Consider the following 20,184-nt stretch of genomic DNA (forward strand, 5'->3'; position numbering starts at 1 on the left):
TTACCGCGGAGGTTTAGACTTCGTCTTCGTCGTCGAAGCTCAGGTCATCGAGGTCGATGTCCGAGTCATCCGGTTCGATCTTCTTGTCCGGATCATCCGAGGTGCCGGCGCGGTGGCGCTCGATGGTCGCGTCCACCTGGCCCAGGAAGTCATCCGCCTTCTTGTCATCCACCGTCTCCGCCAGGGCCAGCTCGCCCACCAGGATCTGGCGGGCCTTGCCCAGCATGCGCTTCTCGCCGGCGGACAGACCGCGGTCCTGATCGCGCCGCCACAGGTCCCGCACGACCTCGGAGACCTTGTTCACGTCGCCGGAGGCCAGCCGCTCCTGGTTCGCCTTGTAACGGCGGGACCAGTTGCCGGCCTCCTCCACGTCCTCCTCGCGCAGCACACCGAAGACCTTCTGCAGGCCCTCTTCACCGACGACGTCTCGGACGCCGACCAGCTCGGCGTTCTTCGACGGCACGCGGACCACAAGATCGGACTGCAGGATCTGGAGCACCAGGAACTCCAGCTGCTCCTCGCCCATCTGCCGCTGCTCGATGCCCTCAATGACTGCGGCGCCGTGATGCGGATAGACGACCGTGTCCCCGACCTTGAATTCCATTCCCACTCCTTGGGTCACCCTCGAATGTCACGCTAACTTTCAGATTCTACCATGTCCGCCACCAGCCGTTTCAGGCGACCGCGCCAGCGGAGCCCGGCACAACCCCCGCCCCGTCCGGGGTGCCGACGCGACGCGGTCACCCGCCCCGCCGTCGCACGCTGCCCCTGACAGCCCGACTGTGCTCGTCCATCCCGGCCGCTGCCCCTGACAGCGGAGTTTCCGGAATTCCCACCAGAAATCCGGCCGCGCCGGATGAGACTTCCCCCCCACGTTCAGCAGTGAACTGTGTAATTGCGCCTTAAAGATACTAAGCTAAGCCGATAACACCTGTGTTTACCTTACTGATGGAGGACGAATCCGTGATGTCCCTGAAGTCGGCCGCCCGCCGCGGCGGCATTGCCTCGCTCGCTGCACTTTCTGCCCTGGCGCTGGCATCCTGCTCGTCAGGCCAGATCACCCAGACCTCTTCGAAGGTTTCAGCGGTCGACGGTGCCTCAGCCGACTCTGAGGACGGCGCAGTCGCAGTCCGCGACGTTTATGTCGTCATGGATGAACAGGGCGACGCCGCCCTGAAGTTCACCGCCGTCAACCAGGACGCGTCGATGACCGACCACACCCTGGAAAGCGTCGAGGTGGACGGCCAGGAGCTCCAGTCCGACGCCCTGCCGGCCACCCTGCAGACCAACTGCTCACTGGTCGTCGATTCCCAGTCGGGACTGGACACCATCCCGCAGTTCGACGAAGGTTGCATCACCTACGGCACCTCCTCCCTGGAGAACGAGGACTACGCCTTCGGCGGCAACCTGCCGGTCACGTTCACCTTCGACAACGGCACCGTAGAGGTCATCGCCACCGTCTCCGAATACCACCAGGAGGCCGGCGAGCTGCACCGTGGGGACCTCACCGACTCCGAGAGCGACAACGAGCCGTCGCTCGGCGAGGGCCACTAGTACCCCGGCTGTTCCTCCAGCGCTCACGAGCCCGGGCGGGTTGTTCCCGCCCGGGCTTTCGCCTGCCGCATGCCGGTGTTGAAGCCCCTGCTCAGCGGTCATGTCCACCCCACTGGCTACGATCTAGGCCATGGCGAAAAAGGCACGCAGCATCCACACCTGTACCGAATGCGGTTACTCCAGCCCGAAGTGGCTGGGCCGCTGCCCCGACTGCGGGGCCTGGGGCTCCATGGTGGAATCCGCTGCGGTCCCCACCGGTGGCCCGGCCCCCGGCATCGGCGCCGGGGCCACCGCCACCCACAAGGGTCTGACTCCCACCTCACCGGCGGTGCCCATCACTCGGATCGACGCTGCCGCCTCCAGCTCCAAAACTACCGGCATCGGGGAACTGGACCGCGTGCTGGGCCGCGGCATCGTCCCCGGCTCAGTGGTGCTGATGGCGGGAGAACCGGGCGTGGGTAAATCCACCCTGCTGCTGGAGGTGGCCAACCGCTGGGCCGCGCAGCAGGAGGACGGCAGGAACCGAACGGCGCTCTATGTCACCGCCGAGGAGTCCGCCGGGCAGGTGCGCGTCCGCGCCGAACGCACCGGGGCACTGCGGGACACCCTCTACCTGGCGGCCGAGTCCAACCTGGACGTGGTCTTCGGCCACGTCGAGCAGCTCAAGCCCTCCCTGCTCATCGTGGACTCGGTGCAGACCATGCAGGCCGCCGGCGTGGAGGGCGTGGCCGGCGGCGTGGCCCAGTCCCGGGCCGTCACCGCCGCTCTGACCACCCTGGCCAAGACCACCGGCATCCCCATCCTGCTGGTCGGGCACGTGACCAAGGACGGCAACGTCGCCGGTCCGCGGGTGCTGGAGCACCTGGTGGATGTGGTGCTCAACTTCGAGGGTGACCGGCACTCCAGTCTCCGCATGTTGCGCGGGATCAAGAACCGTTTCGGCGCGACCGATGAGGTCGGCTGCTTCGAGCAGCAGTCGGACGGCATCCGGGAGGTGCCCGATCCTTCCGGGCTCTTCCTCTCGCAGCACGGCCGCACCCCGGACGGTTCCGCCGTGACCGTGGCCATGGACGGCGTGCGCCCCATCCTCGCAGAGGTGCAGTCCCTGGTGGTGGAGACCGAGGCCAAGACACCACGGCGCGTGGTCACCGGGCTGGACGGCAACCGCGTGCCGATGGTCCTGGCGGTACTGACCAAACGCACCCGCATCAAGACCCAGCGCCATGAGGTCTACGTGGCCACCGTCGGCGGGGTGCGCATCAACGAGCCCGCCACGGACCTGGCCGTGGCGCTGGCCACCGCCAGCACGTTCCGGACCAAGCCCCTGCCGGACAAAACCATCGTGATCGGTGAAATCGGGTTGTCCGGGGAGATCCGGCGGGTGCCCAACCTGGAACGCCGGCTCCAGGAGGCCGCCCGGCTGGGCTACCACCGGGCAATCGTGCCTGCCGGGGAGAGGCTGCAGGTGGGTAAGTTGCACATTCATCAGGTGCACACGGTGGACGAGGCCCTGGCGGTGGTCGAGGAACTAAGCTGATAGCTCATGACCGAGAACACGCCACCGCGTATCACCCTGCCCGAGACCCTGAAACTGCTGGCGCCCGGCACCCCACTGCGGGACGGCCTGGACCGCATCGTCCGGGGACGCACGGGCGCGCTCATCGTCATCGGTGATGACGAGCTGGTGGCGGCCATCTGTGACGGCGGTTTCGAATTTGACGTCCCCATGCTGCCCACCAAACTGCGGGAGCTGTCCAAGATGGACGGCGCGGTGATCCTGTCCTCGGACGGCAGCCGGATCCACCGGGCGAACGTGCAGCTGATGCCGGACGCCGGCTACCACACCGATGAGTCGGGCACCCGGCACCGTTCGGCGGAGCGGACCGCCCTGATGACGGGGCATCCGGTGATCGCGGTCAGTCAGTCGATGAACATCATCACCGTCTACGTGGACAGCCAGCGGCACGTGCTGCAGGAACCTGCGGAGATCCTCAACCGGGCCAACCAGGCGATCGCCACCCTGGAGCGTTATCGCGAACGGCTGGACCAGGTCAATGACCGGCTCTTCGACGCCGAACTCCACAACTACGCCACGGTGGCGGACGTGGTCACGGTCCTGCAGCGTGAGATTATGCTGCTCGAGGTCAGCCGCAGCATCGACCGGGACGTGCTGGAACTGGGGGTGGACGGCAAACAGCTGTCCATCCAGCTGGCGGAACTGCGGGGTGACTCCGACCGGGAACTGGATCTGCTGATCCGGGACTACCTGGTCGCCCCCGGGCTGCCCTCCGACGAGGACGTGTCCGCGGTGTTCGCCCAGATCGCCGCGCTCAGCGAGGCGGAACTGCTGAAGAGTACCAACCTGTCCCAGATCCTGCGGCTGCCAACCACGGAGGAGTCCCTGACGCAGGGGATCCAGCCGCGTGGCTACCGCGTCCTCGCCCGGGTGCCGCGGGTGCAGGTCTTTCTCATGGACAAGATCATCTCCGCACTCGGCGGAGTCCGCGAACTCCTGGCCGCCGGCGAGGAGGAACTGGCGGACGTCGATAACGTCGGCGCGTTATGGGCCCGCCACATCCACGAGGGACTCGCCCGGTTGCGCAGCTGAGAAGGCTCCGAGTGGGGCGGACGGGGGCCCGGCCGACGGAAGCCGTTAGCCCAGGTTGAAGGTGTGGGAGTTGGAGGCATTACCGCCGATTACGCCGTGCACGAAGTAGGCTCCGGCGGGAACCGACTGTCGGTTGCTGCAGGTGTCCGGGCTGGAGGTAGTGCGCGACCACACGGCCTGGAAGTTTCGTTCGCTGCCGGCCTCGAAGGTCTCGTCCCCGTCCCCGACCGGCGCGTTGCAGTCCACATCCGACCAGACCCGCTGGTTGGTGGCCAGGTCGTAGACCTCGAAGCGCATGACGTTCTCGCTCAGGTCGACCTCGCAGTCCACGGCCGTGGGGTTTTCCACCGTCAGGTAGAAGGTCGGTTCCGCGGAGGAGCCGTAGTTGGGACGGTCACTGTCCACCCGGACCTGCAGATCCGACAAAGCACAGCTCTGCTTCGCCCCCTCAGTGCTGGAGGTGGTGGACTCCGTGGGATCCGCAGACTCGGTGGCAGTGGTGGTCTCGGTGGACTCCTTCGCCTCGGTGGACTCCTTCGCCTCGGTGGTCTCGGTCGTCTCCGTGGCCGACGTGCTTTCTTCCGCAGCGGATTCGGTCTCCTCCGTCGAGGTCTGGGTGTCCGCGGCCTGCGTGCTCTGGGTATCGGGTTCGGTTTCGTCCTCCCCATTGCCGCCCGCCAGGGCCACCAGCCCCCAAATCAGCAAGACGACCACCACGATGATGACCACGAGGGCCGCGATCCGGCGGCGGACGTAGATCTCTTCTGGCAGTCGATTATTGTTCGGCGTTCCCACACTTCCCGAGTTTATTCAGAAGACGCGGCGGCGGTGCCACAACGGGGGCGTGTCTTCCGTCGACTTTCCCCGCCCGTGGCTCGGTGACGCCGATTCAGGGGGCATCAGCTCCGGCGCGTTGCGCCCCCGGGAGCTGATGGAACCCCGGTCGGACTACTCGACGCGCCGGGTGGTCACCGTCTCAGTGCAGGTGTCGGAGAGCCGGTAGCGCAGTCCGACGATGCCCACGTCGCCGGAGGCCATTCGGGCCTGCATGACCGGGGAACGGTCGATGACCTGGTCCACCGTCTCCACGACATGCTCACGCTCGAAATCCGCGATGTCGGTCTTGCCCTTGGACTTGGCGACCAGGATGGACGGGCTGACCTTCTCCACCATCACCCGCTGCAGACCACCGGGGATTTCCCCGCCGGCGAGCGCCTCCGCGGTGGCCTTGACCGCACCACAGGATTCATGCCCCATCACGACCACCAGCGGCACCTGCAGGGTCTCAATGGCGAACTCCAGGGAGCTGAGCACCGCCAGGTCCAGGATCTCCCCGGCCGTGCGGACCACGAAGAGATCGCCCAGACCGACGTCGAAGATCATCTCCACCGGAACCCGGGAGTCCGAGCAGGACAGCACCAGAGCGCGGGGGGATTGTCCCGTCCGCAGCTCATAGCGACGGGAGGAGTCCTGGTTGGGGTGCATCGTCTGGTAGTTGACGAATCGCTGGTTACCCTCCTGGAGTGCGTTCCACACTGCCTGGGGCGTTCTTTCCACATCTCGCATCGGCATAGCAGTTATTCTTCCACCGCACCCGGTCGCATGGTTGATTGGCCCACCAAATTAGACTGAATCAGACATGAACAGTACTCTGCAGCGCCGTCTGACCTCCTGGTACGATGCCAACGCCCGTGAGCTCGCGTGGCGGGAACCGGGCACCTCTGCGTGGGGTGTGCTCCTCAGCGAGGTGATGAGCCAACAGACCCCGGTGGCCCGGGTGGAACCGATCTGGCGGGAGTGGATCAGCCGGTGGCCCACCCCGGCTGACTTCGCCGTGGCCTCCCGGGACGAGGTGCTGCGGGCCTGGGGCAAGCTCGGCTACCCGCGCCGGGCACTGCGGCTGCACGAATGCGCCCAGGTGATCGTGGCGCAGCACGGCGGGCGCGTGCCTTCCGACGTCCCAGAGCTGCTGGCCCTGCCCGGTATCGGCGACTACACGGCCCGGGCGGTGGCCTGCTTCCACTTCGGCCAGAATGTCCCGGTGGTGGACACCAATGTGCGTCGGGTCTATCACCGGCTGATCGACGCCCGTTTCCTGCCGGGCAACGCCTCGAAGAAGGAGCTGGGACTGGTGGCGGACCTGTTGCCGCAGGACGGCTCCGGTCCGAAGTTCTCGGTGGCCATGATGGAGCTGGGTGCGCTGGTGTGCACCGCGACCCGTCCGACGTGCGAGGTCTGCCCGGTGCGTGACCTGTGCGCCTGGCAGCAGGCCGGTTGCCCGGCACCGAGCGAGGAGGAAAAGGCGGCGGCGAAACGGCGGGTGCAGAAGTTCGCCGGCACCGACCGGCAGGTGCGGGGCCTCATCATGGACGTCCTACGCAAGGCGGAGCACCCGGTGCCCCAGTCCGCCATCGACGTGGTGTGGCCCGACGCCCCGCAGCGTTCGCGGGCCCTGTATTCCCTGCTGGAGGACGGCCTGGCGGAACAGGACGAGGCGGGGCTTTTTCACCTGCCCCGCTAGCTGGGACCTTCCCGGGCTGCTACTTCCCCAGCTGCTACTTCCAGCGGCCGCGGTAGTTCAGTCCGCCGGGCAGGTTCACCCAGAATCCACCCCGGCTGTTGAGCGTGACCGGGCCGATCTTCGTCGAGCCGGAGGCACCCGAGCCGGAGAAATTCAGCCAGCTGTTCTTGCCGATCTTCTTGCGCTTCCGGAAAAAGATGCTCATGCGGCGGTCTCCTCAGGTGGTGACGGGACGAGTGGGTATCAGTACCTGACAATGGTGCCTGATCCTACCGGTACCCGCCGCCGGACCGGCTCACCGGGCTGCTGCTCCAGCTTCCGGGGCTGTGGCTGTGCACCGTCCGGGGCAGACATGACGGCAGGGCGGCCGCTGGTGATTCCAGCGACCGCCCTGTCAGTTGATCAGCGACTGCTTGAAGGACTACTCCTTCTGCGGCTGACCGCCCGGGGTGGGACCGTCGGTGTCGTTGTCACCGCCGGGGCCTTCCGTGCCGTAGTTGCCGTAGTGCGGCTCGTTGTTGGAGCTGACCCGCCGGCCCTCATCAATGATGCGGTCCAGATCCTCGTCGGTGACGCGGTCGGTTTCCGGCACGTCATCGTCGGAGGCGGAGTCGACCTCCTTGACTGCCTCCGCTGCTTCGACGGACATCTCGGAGAACTCGCCGTCCGGCAGCGGCTTCGGACGCGGGGAGAAGGTGAACTTCGCGCTGTCCGTCTCCTTGGACTCGCCGTCCCAGCCCTCGACGTCGACGGAGACGATCTCGCCGGCCCCCAGCTCGCCGTAGAGCATCTTCTCCGACAGCTGGTCCTCGATCTCGCGCTGGATGGTGCGGCGCAGCGGACGGGCACCGAGCACCGGGTCGAAGCCGCGCTGTGCCAGCAGGTTCTTCGCCTTGTCGGTCAGCTCGATTTCCATGTCCTTCTGAGCCAGCGCGTTCTGGACGCGGCTGATCAGCAGCTCCACCATCTCGACGATCTGATCCTGGGTGAGCTGGTGGAAGACCACGATCTCGTCGATACGGTTGAGGAACTCCGGACGGAAGTGCTTCTTCAGCTCATCGTTGACCTTGTTCTTCATCCGCTCGTACTGCGCATCGGAATCGGTCTCGTTGGAGCCGGAGAAGCCGAGGCCGACGGCCTTGGAGATGTCCGAGGTACCCAGGTTCGAGGTGAAGATCAGGACGGTGTTCTTGAAGTCGACCACCCGTCCCTGGCCATCGGTGAGACGACCTTCTTCCAGCACCTGCAGGAGGGTGTTGTAGATCTCCTTGTGCGCCTTCTCGATCTCGTCGAAGAGGACCACGGAGAAGGGCTTGCGGCGGACCTTCTCGGTCAGCTGGCCGCCCTCCTCGTAGCCGACGTATCCGGGAGGAGCACCGAAGAGCCGCGACGCGGTGAAGCGATCGTGGAACTCACCCATGTCGATCTGGATCAGGGCATCGTCCTCGCCGAACAGGAACTGTGCCAGTGCCTTCGACAGCTCGGTCTTACCGACGCCGGACGGGCCGGCGAAGATGAAGGAACCGGAGGGACGCTTCGGGTCCTTCAGGCCGGCGCGGGTACGACGGATCGCCCGGGAGACGGCCTTGACGGCCTCGTCCTGACCGATGATGCGCTTGTGGAGCTCTTCTTCCATGCGCAGCAGGCGGGAGGACTCTTCCTCGGTCAGCTTGAAGGTCGGGATGCCGGTCCAGGCGCCGAGCACCTCAGCGATCTGCTCCTCGCCGACCTCGGCGATGTCCTCAAGGTCACCGGAGCGCCACTGCTTCTCCTTCTCCGAGCGCTCCTCGCCGAGCTTGCGCTCCTTGTCGCGCAGGCCGGCGGCCTTCTCGAAGTCCTGGGCGTCAATCGCCGCTTCCTTCTCGCGGCGGACGTCGGCGATACGCTCGTCGACCTCGCGCAGCCCGTCCGGGGCGGTCATGCGCTTGATGCGCATGCGGGCTCCGGCCTCATCGAGGAGGTCCACGGCCTTGTCCGGCAGGAAACGGTCGTTGATGTAACGGTCCGCCAGGTTGGCTGCGGCAGCCAACGCGCCGTCGGTGATCGAGACACGGTGGTGTGCCTCGTAGCGGTCACGCAGGCCCTTGAGGATCTCGATGGATTCCTCCACCGAAGGCTCCGGCACCTGGACCGGCTGGAAACGACGCTCGAGGGCGGCGTCCTTCTCGATGTGCTTGCGGTACTCGTCGAGCGTGGTGGCACCGATGGTCTGCAGCTCACCACGGGCCAGCTTCGGCTTGAGCAGGCTGGCGGCGTCGATCGCACCCTCCGCGGCACCTGCACCCACCAGGGTGTGGATCTCGTCGATGAACAGGATGATATCACCGCGCTGGTTGATCTCCTTGAGGACCTTCTTCAGTCGCTCCTCGAAGTCACCGCGGTAACGGGAACCGGCGACCAGGGAACCCAGGTCGAGGGAGTAGACCTGCTTGTCCTTCAGGGTCTCCGGCACCTTACCGTTGACGATGTCCAGGGCGAGGCCCTCGACCACGGCGGTCTTACCGACGCCGGGCTCACCGATGAGCACCGGGTTGTTCTTGGTACGGCGCGAGAGCACCTGCATGATGCGCTCGATCTCCTTGGCACGGCCGACCACCGGATCAAGCTTGCCGTCCTTGGCGGCCTGGGTGAGGTTCTGACCGAACTGGTCCAGCACCAGTGAGTTGGAGCGGTCGCCGGACTGTCCACCACGACCCCCTCCGGTACCTCCCGGGGAGGAACCCGCCCCCACGGGACCGGAGCCCTGCTGGCCGCTCGAGTCGTCGTTCTGGCCTCCCTCGTAACCGGAGAGCAGCTGGATAACCTGCTGGCGGACCCGCGGCAGATCAGCGCCCAGCTTGACCAGCACCTGCGCAGCCACGCCCTCGCCCTCGCGGATCAGGCCGAGCAGCAGGAATTCGGTGCCGATGTATTTGTGGCCCATCTGCAGTCCCTCACGCAGGGAAAGCTCCAGGACCTTCTTGGCACGCGGGGTAAAGGGGATGTGGCCGGTGTGGGGCTGGGACCCCTGACCGATAATCTCCTCCACCTCCTGGCGCACGGCGTCCAGGGAGATCCCCATGGATTCCAGCGCCTTAGCGGCAACGCCCTCACCCTCATGGATCAGGCCCAGGAGGATGTGTTCGGTGCCGATGTAGTTGTGGTTAAGCATCCGCGCCTCTTCCTGGGCGAGGACGATGACGCGTCGTGCGCGGTCGGTGAATCTCTCGAACATCTTTTACCCCTAACCTTCACGGCATATTCAGTGTCACCTACCTTAACGCCCGGGGTCGACAATTCCTTGCACCCTTGATTCCCGACAGCCCGGAAAGCACTGAAATTTCCAATAAGAGTCCAGGTAAAAGGCAACTTTTCGAGGTGTACGCCGGTAGCGAACACCGGTCAATTACGGAGAAATTGCACCTTCAGTCACCTCGGGAAATGTCGTCATCCCGGTACCGGTGGGCCACCCTCCGGGCGACGATCGGACCTGCAATTGCAGTGGGCCTTCGCGCATGCAGCTCCCGCCCCGGGTTCAGGCGCCCCCTACGGCACGCAGTGCCTTGAGCCGAAGCAGGCCCCTTCGCCCCTCTCCCAGCCCCGTCAATTGGTGGGCCATCACCACAGATCTGATGAGACCCACCAGGCAACACTCGGGAACAGGCACAGAAACTACCTTCCCGCCCCTCAACGCACGCCCCAAAGTTTAGGGGCTCTCTTCCTTATATATTAGGCCCAGTTTCGGGCTCGACACTTGAATCAGACTGCGAATAGGGCCATCGCCTCACCTCGCCTGCCCCACCACCGACCTCGACACACCTGGAGGACGAACGCCCGGAGTGGCCATCGCATCCGGGATTAGCCCGAAAGGATGACAAACGACCGTAATGAGGTCCTGAAATCGCGCATAATTGGCGATTTACGAGTTAATGTAGCCCGTTCAAGTTACATAAGTAAATATTAAGTTAACGGGACTTCCATCTTTGAAAACACATCAACAACCTGGCGCCTTCACCCGGTGGGATGACGTTTTTCTGAGAAGGTAATAATTTACCCCCTCAATTGGTCACCCGTTCGGATTTACTTGGAGACGATTGAAAGTGCGCCGCCAGCAGCATCTATACAGCCCTCTCTCCCGGTAATCGCAGGTGAATACCGCTTTTCCGTTACGTCAGCGTTACTCATCGAGACTTTAAGTAACCCAAAGGTATGACTAGTGGAAGGCGAAAATTAGCCGCCGATTCCCTAAGGTTATTTTCAGCGACTGAGTCGCCAGGCATTGCGAAAAACGATTTCCGGAGTAATTCCCGAGATTTTCGCGGTGGACTTTCCATGCTGGCCCACAGGCTCGGCCTAGGGTCTTCCAACCCATAAAGATCGAATTCAGGAGTAAAACCCTCATGTTCAAGAACCGCGTTCGTACCGCCGCTCTCGCCGGCGCCATCGCAGTTGCCACCGGCGTCTCCGGCCTGGCTGTCCCCGCATACGCTCAGGAAGGCTTCGCCGTCGTTGACGGTACCGCCGCAACCGCAGTTGCTCCGGCCAACGTCACCGAAACTGAGCTGCAGGAACTGACTGACGCCACTGCTGACTACCTCGAAGGCTTCCAGGAGGGCGGCAGCCTCCAGGCACTCGTCGACACGTACATCGACCTCGGCGCCGACGGCTACGATCCGTCTGAGGAAGAGGCGCGCAATGCCTTCGACGGTGCCAAGGCCAATGCCTCCGCACAGCTCGCCACCTCCGTTGAGAATGTCAACAAGGCACGCGCTTCCGTCGGATTCGCCGTGGATCAGGACGAGCAGGCTGACGCCGACTGGGAAATCTTGGTTGAAGCCCTGAACGCTGCAGCTACCGAGCTCAACCCGCTGATCGACGCTGTTAACGAAGCCAAGACCATCGAGGACGCACCGTTCACCGAGCTGCCGAACCTGGCTTCCAACTTGGAGCGCGAGGATGACATCGTCGAGGCCTACCGTGCTCTGCAGACCCTGCAGGACACCGTTGACGAGCAGTTCGAGACCGCTGGTGACTGGAACATCGACGAGACCGATGGCCAGTTCATCAACCGCGATCACATGCTCGCCCTGGAAACCCTGAAGGACGCCGTCGACGGCCAGGTTGAGACCGTCGAGGATGCTTACGACACCGCCGTGGCTTCCAACCGCGAGGCTCAGAAGACTGACGTCCTGGTTCGCCAGCTCTTCCTGGAGCGCGCAACCGCTCAGCGCGATTCCCTGCGCATTGTCGAGGGTATCTTCCAGTCTGCAGCCCGCTACGTCGAGCTGACCGTCAACGATGTCCTCACCGACGATAACGGTGTTCTTTCCACCGAGTACCGTGAGGTCCAGGGCAACCTGTGGACCGGCCTCGGCGATAACCTGGAGTGGCTCCAGCTGGCCGATGACGCCACCGCCGAGTACTTCCTGGCATGGGGGACCGACGAGAGCAACCCGGAGGAAGGCGACGACTACGCTGCCGAGAAGCTGCGCCTCGCCACCGAAACCTACGGGAAGATCTTCGAAAACGGTGCCACCTGGCGCGAAGCTCTGAACCGCGTCCAGCTCATTGATGCCAATCTGGAGGCTGAGAAGGCTCAGCTCGAGGCAGACCGTGAGGCCGCCCGCGAGGCAGCCGAGCGCGAGCAGGCTATCGCTGATGCCCTGGAGGAGCTCGCTAAGGGTAGCGGCAGCGAGGAGCCGGGCGACATCGAGGAGCCGGGCATGTCCTCCGGTTCCTCCGAGAAGGGCGGCCTGATCGGCCTGGTCGCTGCCATCGGCGGCGTCGTGGCCCTGATCGCTGCAGCGTTCCCCTTCATCAGCAACTTCATGCGCTAAATGGTTCCTCTGATCTAGAGGGCCAGCCAGACATGGAAAGTCGCTGAAGGCGACGAGCCCCTTCTGCCGAAAGAACTCGGCAGAAGGGGCTCTTTCCACTTTTACGCTGACGTCTCCGTTCATTCCGGTAATTGGTAGCTAATTAATAGTAGTTAAGAAACTGAATCCATATATCTAATACGTGGGCCGAAATCTACTCGCCTACGCAATATAAGGGCCACCAATTTTGGGGGCAGATAAACATGAACAAGCGGGTTGTCCCGCAATGAGGGATACAAAAACCCGATCATGTTCCATCACGGAAATCTCCGTGGCACATGATCGGGATCTTCAACTTATGGTCGCCCGCGCGACCGCCGGGGCCCCTCAGGCCTGCCCTGGCGTATAGAGACCATCCTGGATGAGACGGATCATCAGATCAGACTTGGTGCTGGCAGGCCTGCCGACGCTCATGTACTTTCCGCGCACTCGAGCGATGTGGGTTCGGATCGTATCCTCAGATACTCCAAGGATCGTGGCCGCCTGCCGCTTGGAGATGCACGCAAACCAGGTCACTACGACCTCGAGCTCCCGCTTGCTCAGTCGCGGAGCGAACAACCCCGTGTTTTTCGTGGACAAAGTAACCTCCGTATCACCCAACGATATCGCACCTAAGAATACTATACTTTCCTTTTAGAATAGGCTTAGTGTTGCTCAGGGTACGCCTCGATTTTACCCCCGTTCTTCCCTAATGAATGAATGCGGGCAAACCTGGAAATCACACCGCATTTGCAGCGGTAAGCAAACATTCATCATCCCAATCAATAGGGCAGGGACATTGCGTTGTCGTCCCTCCGCGTCACAGGCATCACCACTGCCTTTCCAGCACACCTGCTTTCCGCGCCTCCCCCATCGAACTATGGGCCCAGGAGTCGAAGAAGTTCGCTCTCGGCGCCATGCTGAGCGGTACTCTCGGCTTAGAGAGCCAGAGACTGAACCCGACGCGAAAGATCTGAAACGACAATGCGTTTTCTCAATGATTCCGTCCCCCCGTATGAGCTCACCTACGCTGATGTGTTCATGGTTCCCAACCGTTCTGAGGTTGGCTCCCGCATGGCGGTGGATCTGGGCACCCTCGACGGCACCGGCACCACCATCCCACTGGTCGTGGCCAACATGACCGCGGTGACGGGGCGTCGCATGGCAGAGACCATCGCCCGCCGTGGCGGTCTGGGGATCCTCCCACAGGATGTACCGGCGGAGGTCGCCGCAGCGACCATCACCGAGGTGAAGGCTGCGGACCTGGTCTTCGACACCCCGATCACCATCAAGCCCCACCACACGGTCGGCTACGCCCGCAACCTGCTGCACAAGCGCGCTCACGGCGCGGCAATCGTGGTCGACGAGAATAAACCGGTCGGGCTCATCACGGACAAGGACCTCCGCGACGCGGACAACTTCACCCAGGTCGGCGCATTGATGAGTACGAATCTGCTCACCCTGCCGGAGGACATCGCTCCCCGGGAGGCGTTCAAGCAGCTGGAGGAAGCCAGCCGCAAGCTGGCGCCGGTCGTCGACAAGCAGTTCCAGCTGCGCGGCATCCTCACCCGGGCAGCGGCGCTGCGCGCCACGCTGTATGAACCGGCAGCCGATGACAGCAAGCGGCTCCGGGTGGGCGCGGCGATCGGCATCAACGGCGATGTCGCGGGACGGGCCCGGACATTGCTCGACGCCGGGGCTGACGTGCTGGTGGTCGACACCGCCCACGGGCACCAGACCGGAATGACTCGGGCTCTACATAAGATCCGGGAGCTGGACGTGCAGGTACCCATCGTGGCGGGCAATGTCGTCACCGCGCAGGGCGTGCGTGATCTGGTGTCCGCCGGCGCGGACATCGTGAAGGTGGGCGTGGGTCCTGGGGCCATGTGCACCACCCGGATGCAGACGGGCGTGGGTAGACCGCAGTTCTCCGCGGTCCTCGAGTGTGCTGCAGCCGCGAAGGAGGTGGGCGCGCACGTGTGGGCGGACGGCGGGGTTCGTGACCCCCGCGACGTAGCCCTGGCACTGGCGGCTGGAGCGTCCAACGTGATGGTCGGCTCCTGGTTCGCCGGGACGTTCGAGTCTCCGGGGGATCTGCACATTGACGCGGACGGCGGAATGTACAAGGAGTCCTTCGGCATGGCCTCGCGGCGGGCGGTGGAGAGCCGGAATTCCGGGATTGATTCCTTCGAGTTGGCCCGGCGCGCGATGTTCGAGGAGGGTATCTCCACCGCCAAGATCTATCTGGATCCCCAGCACGGGGGTGTTGAGGACCTGGTGGACAAGATCATCTCCGGCGTACGTTCCGCTTTCACGTACGCCGGCGCTGACTCGATCCCCGACTACCAGGACAGGGCCCTGGTGGGAGTGCAGTCCACGGAGGGTTACGCGGAGGGCAAGCCCCGCGCCTCCCGGTAGCCTCTGGCCACCGGCGAAAGGACAAGGAAGCGGCAGCGCACTGATTGCACTGCCGCTTCCTTGTGTTATTCCAGAGGCAGTCTGCGAGAGTCGGGACCATGGGCGTTCCCGAGCCCCGAGGCGGGATCGCCCAGTACGCCCGTCCGTTACGCGGCAACTATGAGAATTTACTTTGAAGTTTTCATTATTCATTCACCTGCAATTTTGGGTTAACACATCATCGGTAGCGTTCAGAACGTCTGGTCGGGCATGTCTGACTCATGCCTCCCGGACTCCTGTCATTTCGATCCAGTACCACTCAAAAGGATGTACATGTCTGTCAACCGTCGCTTCTTCCGGAGCGCCCTGACCGTTGCCGTGAGCTCCATCGCCATCACCGGCCTGTTGATCCCGGCCGCCGGCGCCCAGGCCTTCGGCTCCTCGGGCTCCTCGCTCAGCTCCTCTCTGCCGGGTTCCAGTGCCCCGGGAACGGAGAACGGCAACGAGGCCCCTGAGAACACCGACGGACCGGAGAACATCATCTACCTGGTCGGTGACGGCATGGGCTACAACCACGTCTCCGCAACCAATCTGTATGAGTCCGGCCAGACCCGCTACCAGGTCGAGGGTGAGGCCGGCTCCGACCTTGCTGAAGCCCCGGGCGAGGCCGTGCAGGTCTTTGAGGGCGATGCGTGGAATCAGCTGGGCATGACCACTTTCCAGGAGGGAAACTCCTATGAGCCGGACCGGGCATGGGCCGACCATGATTACGTGATGGAGGACTTCACCGATTCCGCGGCCTCCGGTACCGCGATGGCCACCGGTTCGAAGACCGACAACGGCAGCATCGGCGTGGATTCCGCCGACACCGAACTGGAGAACACCTCCCAGCGCGCCAAGGACGAGGACAAGGCAGCGGGCGTGGTCTCCAGCGTGCCCTTCAGCCACGCCACCCCGGCAGCCTGGGCCGCCCACAACACGGACCGCAATGACTACCACGCCATCACCGAGGAAATGATCACCGGTGATCTGGATGTCATCATGGGTGCGGGCCACCCCTTCTTCAACTCGGACAATGAGCCGGTCACCGAGGCTAACGAGGGCTACATGACCGCCGACCAGTACGAGCGTCTGGTAAATGGTGAGACCGACTTCGAGCTCGTCGAGGACAACGCCGACTTCGAGGCCCTGGCCAATGGCGACGTCGAGGAAGACACCGACTACTTCGGCCTGGCGCAGGTCAGCTCCACCCTGCAGCACGACCGCTCCGGCCAGGACACCGCGCCGTACCAGACCCCGCAGAACGACGTCGTCGATCTGGCCACCATGACCGAGGGCGCGCTGAACGTCCTGGGTCAGGATGATGACGGCTTCCACCTCATGGTCGAGGGCGGTGCGATTGACTGGGCCGGCCACGCCAATGACATTGCCCGCGACATCGAGGAGGTCCAGGCCTTCAACGCCGCCGTGGAGACCGTCGTCGACTGGGTCGAGACCAATTCCTCCTGGGAGGAGACTCTGGTCATCGTCACCGCCGACCACGAGACCGGCTACCTGATGGGCGAGGACGAGGAGCCGGATTTCAAGGCCCTAACCGGTGAGGCGGGCGAGGTTCCGGCCCACAGCTGGTACTCCGGCAACCACACCAACCAGGTCGTGCCCTTCTTCTTCCGCGGTGCCGGCAGCGAGGACATCGTCAACGCCACCACCGGCACTGATCCGGTCCGCGGCGACTTCATCGACAACACCACCGTCGCTGACCTGACGATCAACGAGTGGTGGACCCGCGACTAGCCACCTCCTGATCCCGCCCCGGTGCGGCCTGCCGATACTGTCAACGGCAGGTCGCACCGGGCTTTGTAATTCCCCAGCGTTGCGCCGTGGGCCGTCGCGAAGCGGACGACCGAATCACTCTCACGGACGTCGGCACGGATAATGTCGCGTATCTGGCACTCCGGATCGGCGCACACTATCTGGTATGGACTGCCCGCACCGAGATGTACTTCGACGACGACCTGCACCTGACCACGGGTGGCGAGTTACCGGCGCTGGCCGTTCCGGAGGGCGCCAGCGCACAGGTGCTTGCCGCCGCCGATGGACAGGTCACGGTGTTGCTTCGGTCCCTCGGCTATGGCGGACTCCGCCCGCTCGCGGTCTCCCGGCTCATCGATGGCACCTGGGACACCACCTCGCTCGCGGAGGCCCCGACCGAGCTCTACTCCACCGACTGAACCTTCTCCTCCGGCTCCACCGGCTGGTTCATCTCCCGGCTGTCACTCAGCCGTTGCCCGGAGAGCAGCCCCGGCAGGCCGCGGCCATGGGCGGTGAAGATCCAGACGGCCAGGCTCAGCAGGGTGAAGAGACTCGCGATCCCGTCCCAGCCGAGCAGCTGCAGCAGGGCGTAGCCGCCGATGCCGGCGATAAAGCGCAGCGGGCGAGCGACAAGCCTGGGCACGGGGCCACCGTGGTAGCGCAGCTCCACGGCGAAGTCGCCCGGAGTGCGGCCGGTCGCCAGCACGATGACCAGGTAGAGGGCGAAGACCACCGCAGTGGTGATCTGGGTGGCGATGTCCGTGTCCAGCGCCAGGTCGCGTTCATCCAGCACAAAGATCATCACCAGACGGATCAGCCCGGCGAGCACGAACGTGACCAGGGTGTAGGTCAGCAGGTCACAGATCATCGCGATCAGGCGACGGGTCCGGGTGACCGGCTGCGGTCGGGCGGCCACCTCCTCCGGCACACGGCGGCTGCGCGCCCCCGGAATCATCAGCGCCAGGATCGAGCCGAGCAGCGCCCCCAGGGTGTTGACCAGAAGGTCGTCCACGTCGAAGACGCGGTAGGCGCAGGAGTACAGCCCCCACACACCGGTCAACTGGGTGACCTCCACGAACAGCGAAGTAGCCAGCCCGGTGAGCGTGGCGATCACCACCCCGCGGTTGGCCAGCACACGGAGGAAGAAGCCGAGTGGCAGGAACAGCACGACGTTGAGCACGAGCTGGAGGATCGCGACGTCGGAAAGCAGTCCGAGGTTGATGCCCTGGTTCCGGTCGATGGCCGCGGTGATGTCCTGGCGCATCTGCAGCAGCTGCAGGTTGGTGCCGGCGCACTGGAACTCACCCGGGGTGGGCAGCGGCAGGAGGGTGAAGGTCCAGATCGCCCAGAAGTAGACCAGGGCCGCGGCCCACAGCAGCGTGCGGCCGAGCTCGAGGCGACCGCGCCTGCGGTAGCTCAGCGCCACGAACGGTACGAAGAGGAGGACGCCCGCGAGGAATCCGATACCAAGGGCGATGCCGGCGAGGAAGAGCTGATTCTCTAACACCCCACGTATTGTGCCAGCCGTTTCCCGGCTCGGGAGAGGGGTCCCACCAACCGCATTACACTCGGCGGACATGACCGCTGCTCCGCCCCGGGATTTCTCGGCACTCCTGCAACTGCTGCGCCGCGGTACTGATACCCCAGTCACCCTCGACCTCACCCGGACGGGCCGGGCCCGCGGTTATGTTGTCGGCATACTCAGCGACATCGATCCGGAAGGGCTGCGCATCTCCCGCCACGGCGTGGATCTGCTCGTCCAGCGCGATGGGCGCGATGTGATGCGCCGTACCGGGGCCGGCATGTGGCACTTCGACGATTCCGGCCGCCCGGTCTTCCGCCCGGTGCCCCGGATCGATCTGTTGGGACCGTTGGACTGGTTTGCCTGTGCCAACCTCAACCTGGCCGCATTGGCCGGACTGGAGCTGGCGGACGTCACCACGGACATGGTGGCTGGCCGCCGGGTCCTGGTCCTTCCTCTCCCCGACGTCACCCTGCGTATCGACGCCGAGCACGGTACCGTCCTCGGCCTCACTGCGGAAGGCATCGCGGTGAGGGCCACCAGGGTGCGCTTCCCGACGACACTCCCCTCACCCGCCTGGGAGGGAGCTGTCCGGGAGCCGGAGCCCACCGCCGTCCCTGACGACGCCCCGGCGCGCCCCACCGTGCACTTGCCGCCGGCGCCCGAGGGCCGCCGGGAGCTGCGGATCCTGTGCGATGCGCTCTACTTCGAGGGCAACCTTCCGGACTGGCGACCCGGGGACTCCGTCCGGCTGGAGTTGTCCTTCCTCCTGAGGAAGGCATCCCTGCCGGGATTGCGTACCGTACGACGCGGTCGGCTCTATCCTTTCGACACGGAATCCCGCAAATGGCAGTACGCCTTCCGTGCCGAGGGCTGGGCAGCTCACGTGCATTCCCCGGAGCCCTGCTTTCCCGAGCAGGAGTTGGCAGGCTATTTCGCCGCCCGGAGCAGCTACGGCTTCGGTTTCCCGGAGAGCACCGATGTTCGTATCACCCACGTGCACCGCGCTGGCCGGGACCTGGTCATCGACACCACTCTGGACAGTGCCCTCCCCCCTGCCCTGCCGGAATACGGCGACGGCATCGCCGACTCCGACGGGCAGACCCTCTGGGTCACCGATCGGGGCCGACCGCGGGTGCGCGGCTACCGGGTGGACACCGGCAGGCACACCCACACCATCGACGTCCCCACCTACGCACCTCTGCAGCTGGACGGTGGTGCCACGGTCTCCACCGGGAACCGCTCCTGGCGGCTGCCCTTACTCGAGGAGATCCCGCCCCGCACCGGGAATGAGGTGGATGTCGGCGATGACTGGCTGCTCCACCGGCATCTCTTCGAGGACCTGTACGTGCTCCGCCGGAAGGGGAACAGAGATCAGGCCGTGGCACTCACCGGAGCCGGGTCCCTCACCGAGGTGAACCTGGGCGGCGAGGCCATCAACGACGGCTACCGGCTGGCTGACCAGATCATCGTCCGTGGCTTCCAGACCGAAGTGGTGCTGGATCGGCAACTGAACATCACCGCGGTGCGACGCCAGGGGCGGGTACAGGGGAAGGCGCTGGGACCTTATGCGGTATTTTCCGATGAGTACGCGGAGGAGGACCCCGGCGAGCTGGTCTTCCGCGGCATGGATACCGGCGCGGTGGTGGCCCGCTACGCGGATACGGCGGACACGGTGGCGCAGGCCGTCTTCGCCGGACCGGATCGGATCGTGGTGGCGGAGTGGTTGCCCCACACCAGGCGGATCAGCCGTGTGGCGGTCTGGAGTCCCGGCACCGGCTGGCGGGTAAATGAGCTGGGACGTGGCTGACCGGGACAGGAAAATGCATTGGGACCCCATACTTTCTGGGACCACGAACGGGGTGAGGAAATGGACTGGACGGCTCCCAAATTCAGCGGAGCCTGCAGGTCCGCGGTAACGTGACACCATTATCCT

16 protein-coding genes are annotated in these 20,184 nt (G+C 64.6%); 9 read left to right on the forward strand and 7 right to left on the reverse strand.

What is annotated here, in order from left to right; all coding sequences use genetic code 11:
• Positions 1 to 13: 13 nt before the first annotated feature.
• Entirely contained in the window at positions 14 to 604 is a 591-nt protein-coding gene (locus tag ACQCVD_RS02695; RefSeq protein ID WP_426822157.1) for a CarD family transcriptional regulator, read from the reverse strand.
• A 344-nt stretch (positions 605 to 948) separates the two neighbouring features.
• Here ACQCVD_RS02695 and ACQCVD_RS02700 point away from each other — a divergent pair, with 344 nt between their 5' ends.
• The 3 genes from ACQCVD_RS02700 to disA all read left to right on the forward strand — a co-directional run bounded on the left by ACQCVD_RS02700 (position 949) and on the right by disA (position 4,162).
• Positions 949 to 1,554 (forward strand): hypothetical protein, encoded by a 606-nt coding sequence (locus ACQCVD_RS02700; protein WP_426822386.1) that lies wholly within the window; start codon positions 949 to 951, stop codon positions 1,552 to 1,554.
• A 130-nt stretch (positions 1,555 to 1,684) separates the two neighbouring features.
• A complete protein-coding gene (gene radA, locus ACQCVD_RS02705) occupies positions 1,685 to 3,091 on the forward strand; it encodes a DNA repair protein RadA (RefSeq protein WP_426822158.1) in 1,407 nt (468 codons plus the stop codon).
• Positions 3,092 to 3,097: 6 nt separating this feature from the next.
• The gene (gene disA / locus ACQCVD_RS02710) at positions 3,098 to 4,162 is read left to right on the forward strand and encodes a DNA integrity scanning diadenylate cyclase DisA (RefSeq protein WP_426822159.1); all 1,065 of its coding nucleotides are present in this window, start codon (positions 3,098 to 3,100) and stop codon (positions 4,160 to 4,162) included.
• 45 nt (positions 4,163 to 4,207) lie between these two features.
• Here the strand turns inward: disA and ACQCVD_RS02715 are convergent, their stop codons facing one another.
• Both ACQCVD_RS02715 and ACQCVD_RS02720 read right to left on the reverse strand, forming a co-directional pair.
• The gene (locus ACQCVD_RS02715; RefSeq protein ID WP_426822160.1) at positions 4,208 to 4,957 is read right to left on the reverse strand and encodes a hypothetical protein; all 750 of its coding nucleotides are present in this window, start codon (positions 4,955 to 4,957) and stop codon (positions 4,208 to 4,210) included.
• 153 nt (positions 4,958 to 5,110) lie between these two features.
• The gene (locus tag ACQCVD_RS02720) at positions 5,111 to 5,734 is read right to left on the reverse strand and encodes a carbonic anhydrase (RefSeq protein WP_426822161.1); all 624 of its coding nucleotides are present in this window, start codon (positions 5,732 to 5,734) and stop codon (positions 5,111 to 5,113) included.
• A 67-nt stretch (positions 5,735 to 5,801) separates the two neighbouring features.
• On the opposite strand from ACQCVD_RS02720, the gene ACQCVD_RS02725 reads away from it, so the two are divergent.
• Positions 5,802 to 6,683 carry an A/G-specific adenine glycosylase gene (locus ACQCVD_RS02725; RefSeq protein WP_426822162.1) on the forward strand — a complete coding sequence of 294 codons (882 nt, stop codon included), beginning with the start codon at positions 5,802 to 5,804 and terminating at the stop codon, positions 6,681 to 6,683.
• Between the two features lie 34 nt (positions 6,684 to 6,717).
• Here ACQCVD_RS02725 and ACQCVD_RS02730 read toward each other — a convergent pair whose 3' ends face one another.
• The gene (locus tag ACQCVD_RS02730) at positions 6,718 to 6,888 is read right to left on the reverse strand and encodes a DUF4236 domain-containing protein (protein WP_426822163.1); all 171 of its coding nucleotides are present in this window, start codon (positions 6,886 to 6,888) and stop codon (positions 6,718 to 6,720) included.
• A 216-nt stretch (positions 6,889 to 7,104) separates the two neighbouring features.
• Positions 7,105 to 9,897, reverse strand: a complete 2,793-nt coding sequence (locus tag ACQCVD_RS02735; protein WP_426822164.1) for an ATP-dependent Clp protease ATP-binding subunit — start codon at positions 9,895 to 9,897, stop codon at positions 7,105 to 7,107.
• Between the two features lie 1,165 nt (positions 9,898 to 11,062).
• Here ACQCVD_RS02735 and cspB point away from each other — a divergent pair.
• Positions 11,063 to 12,499: an S-layer protein PS2 gene (gene cspB / locus ACQCVD_RS02740; RefSeq protein WP_426822165.1), complete on the forward strand. Its 1,437-nt coding sequence runs from the start codon at positions 11,063 to 11,065 to the stop codon at positions 12,497 to 12,499.
• Positions 12,500 to 12,865: 366 nt separating this feature from the next.
• Here the strand turns inward: cspB and ACQCVD_RS02745 are convergent, their stop codons facing one another.
• The gene (locus tag ACQCVD_RS02745) at positions 12,866 to 13,138 is read right to left on the reverse strand and encodes a helix-turn-helix transcriptional regulator (RefSeq protein WP_426822166.1); all 273 of its coding nucleotides are present in this window, start codon (positions 13,136 to 13,138) and stop codon (positions 12,866 to 12,868) included.
• A 363-nt stretch (positions 13,139 to 13,501) separates the two neighbouring features.
• Here ACQCVD_RS02745 and ACQCVD_RS02750 point away from each other — a divergent pair, with 363 nt between their 5' ends.
• The 3 genes from ACQCVD_RS02750 to ACQCVD_RS02760 all read left to right on the forward strand — a co-directional run bounded on the left by ACQCVD_RS02750 (position 13,502) and on the right by ACQCVD_RS02760 (position 17,145).
• Entirely contained in the window at positions 13,502 to 14,935 is a 1,434-nt protein-coding gene (locus ACQCVD_RS02750; protein WP_426822167.1) for a GuaB1 family IMP dehydrogenase-related protein, read from the forward strand.
• A gap of 312 nt (positions 14,936 to 15,247) precedes the next feature.
• Positions 15,248 to 16,708 carry an alkaline phosphatase gene (locus ACQCVD_RS02755; protein ID WP_426822168.1) on the forward strand — a complete coding sequence of 487 codons (1,461 nt, stop codon included), beginning with the start codon at positions 15,248 to 15,250 and terminating at the stop codon, positions 16,706 to 16,708.
• Between the two features lie 86 nt (positions 16,709 to 16,794).
• On the forward strand, positions 16,795 to 17,145 hold the full coding sequence (locus ACQCVD_RS02760) for a hypothetical protein (protein WP_426822169.1): 351 nt from the start codon (positions 16,795 to 16,797) through the stop codon (positions 17,143 to 17,145).
• On the opposite strand, the gene ACQCVD_RS02765 is transcribed toward ACQCVD_RS02760, so the two are convergent.
• On the reverse strand, positions 17,130 to 18,233 hold the full coding sequence (locus tag ACQCVD_RS02765; RefSeq protein WP_426822170.1) for a VanZ family protein: 1,104 nt from the start codon (positions 18,231 to 18,233) through the stop codon (positions 17,130 to 17,132). The genes ACQCVD_RS02760 and ACQCVD_RS02765 overlap by 16 nt on opposite strands.
• A gap of 70 nt (positions 18,234 to 18,303) precedes the next feature.
• Here ACQCVD_RS02765 and ACQCVD_RS02770 point away from each other — a divergent pair, with 70 nt between their 5' ends.
• Positions 18,304 to 20,058 carry a hypothetical protein gene (locus ACQCVD_RS02770; RefSeq protein WP_426822171.1) on the forward strand — a complete coding sequence of 585 codons (1,755 nt, stop codon included), beginning with the start codon at positions 18,304 to 18,306 and terminating at the stop codon, positions 20,056 to 20,058.
• Positions 20,059 to 20,184: the final 126 nt, after the last annotated feature.

Origin of the sequence: Corynebacterium halotolerans (assembly GCF_050107895.1) — a bacterium.
Lineage (GTDB): Bacteria > Actinomycetota > Actinomycetes > Mycobacteriales > Mycobacteriaceae > Corynebacterium > Corynebacterium halotolerans_B.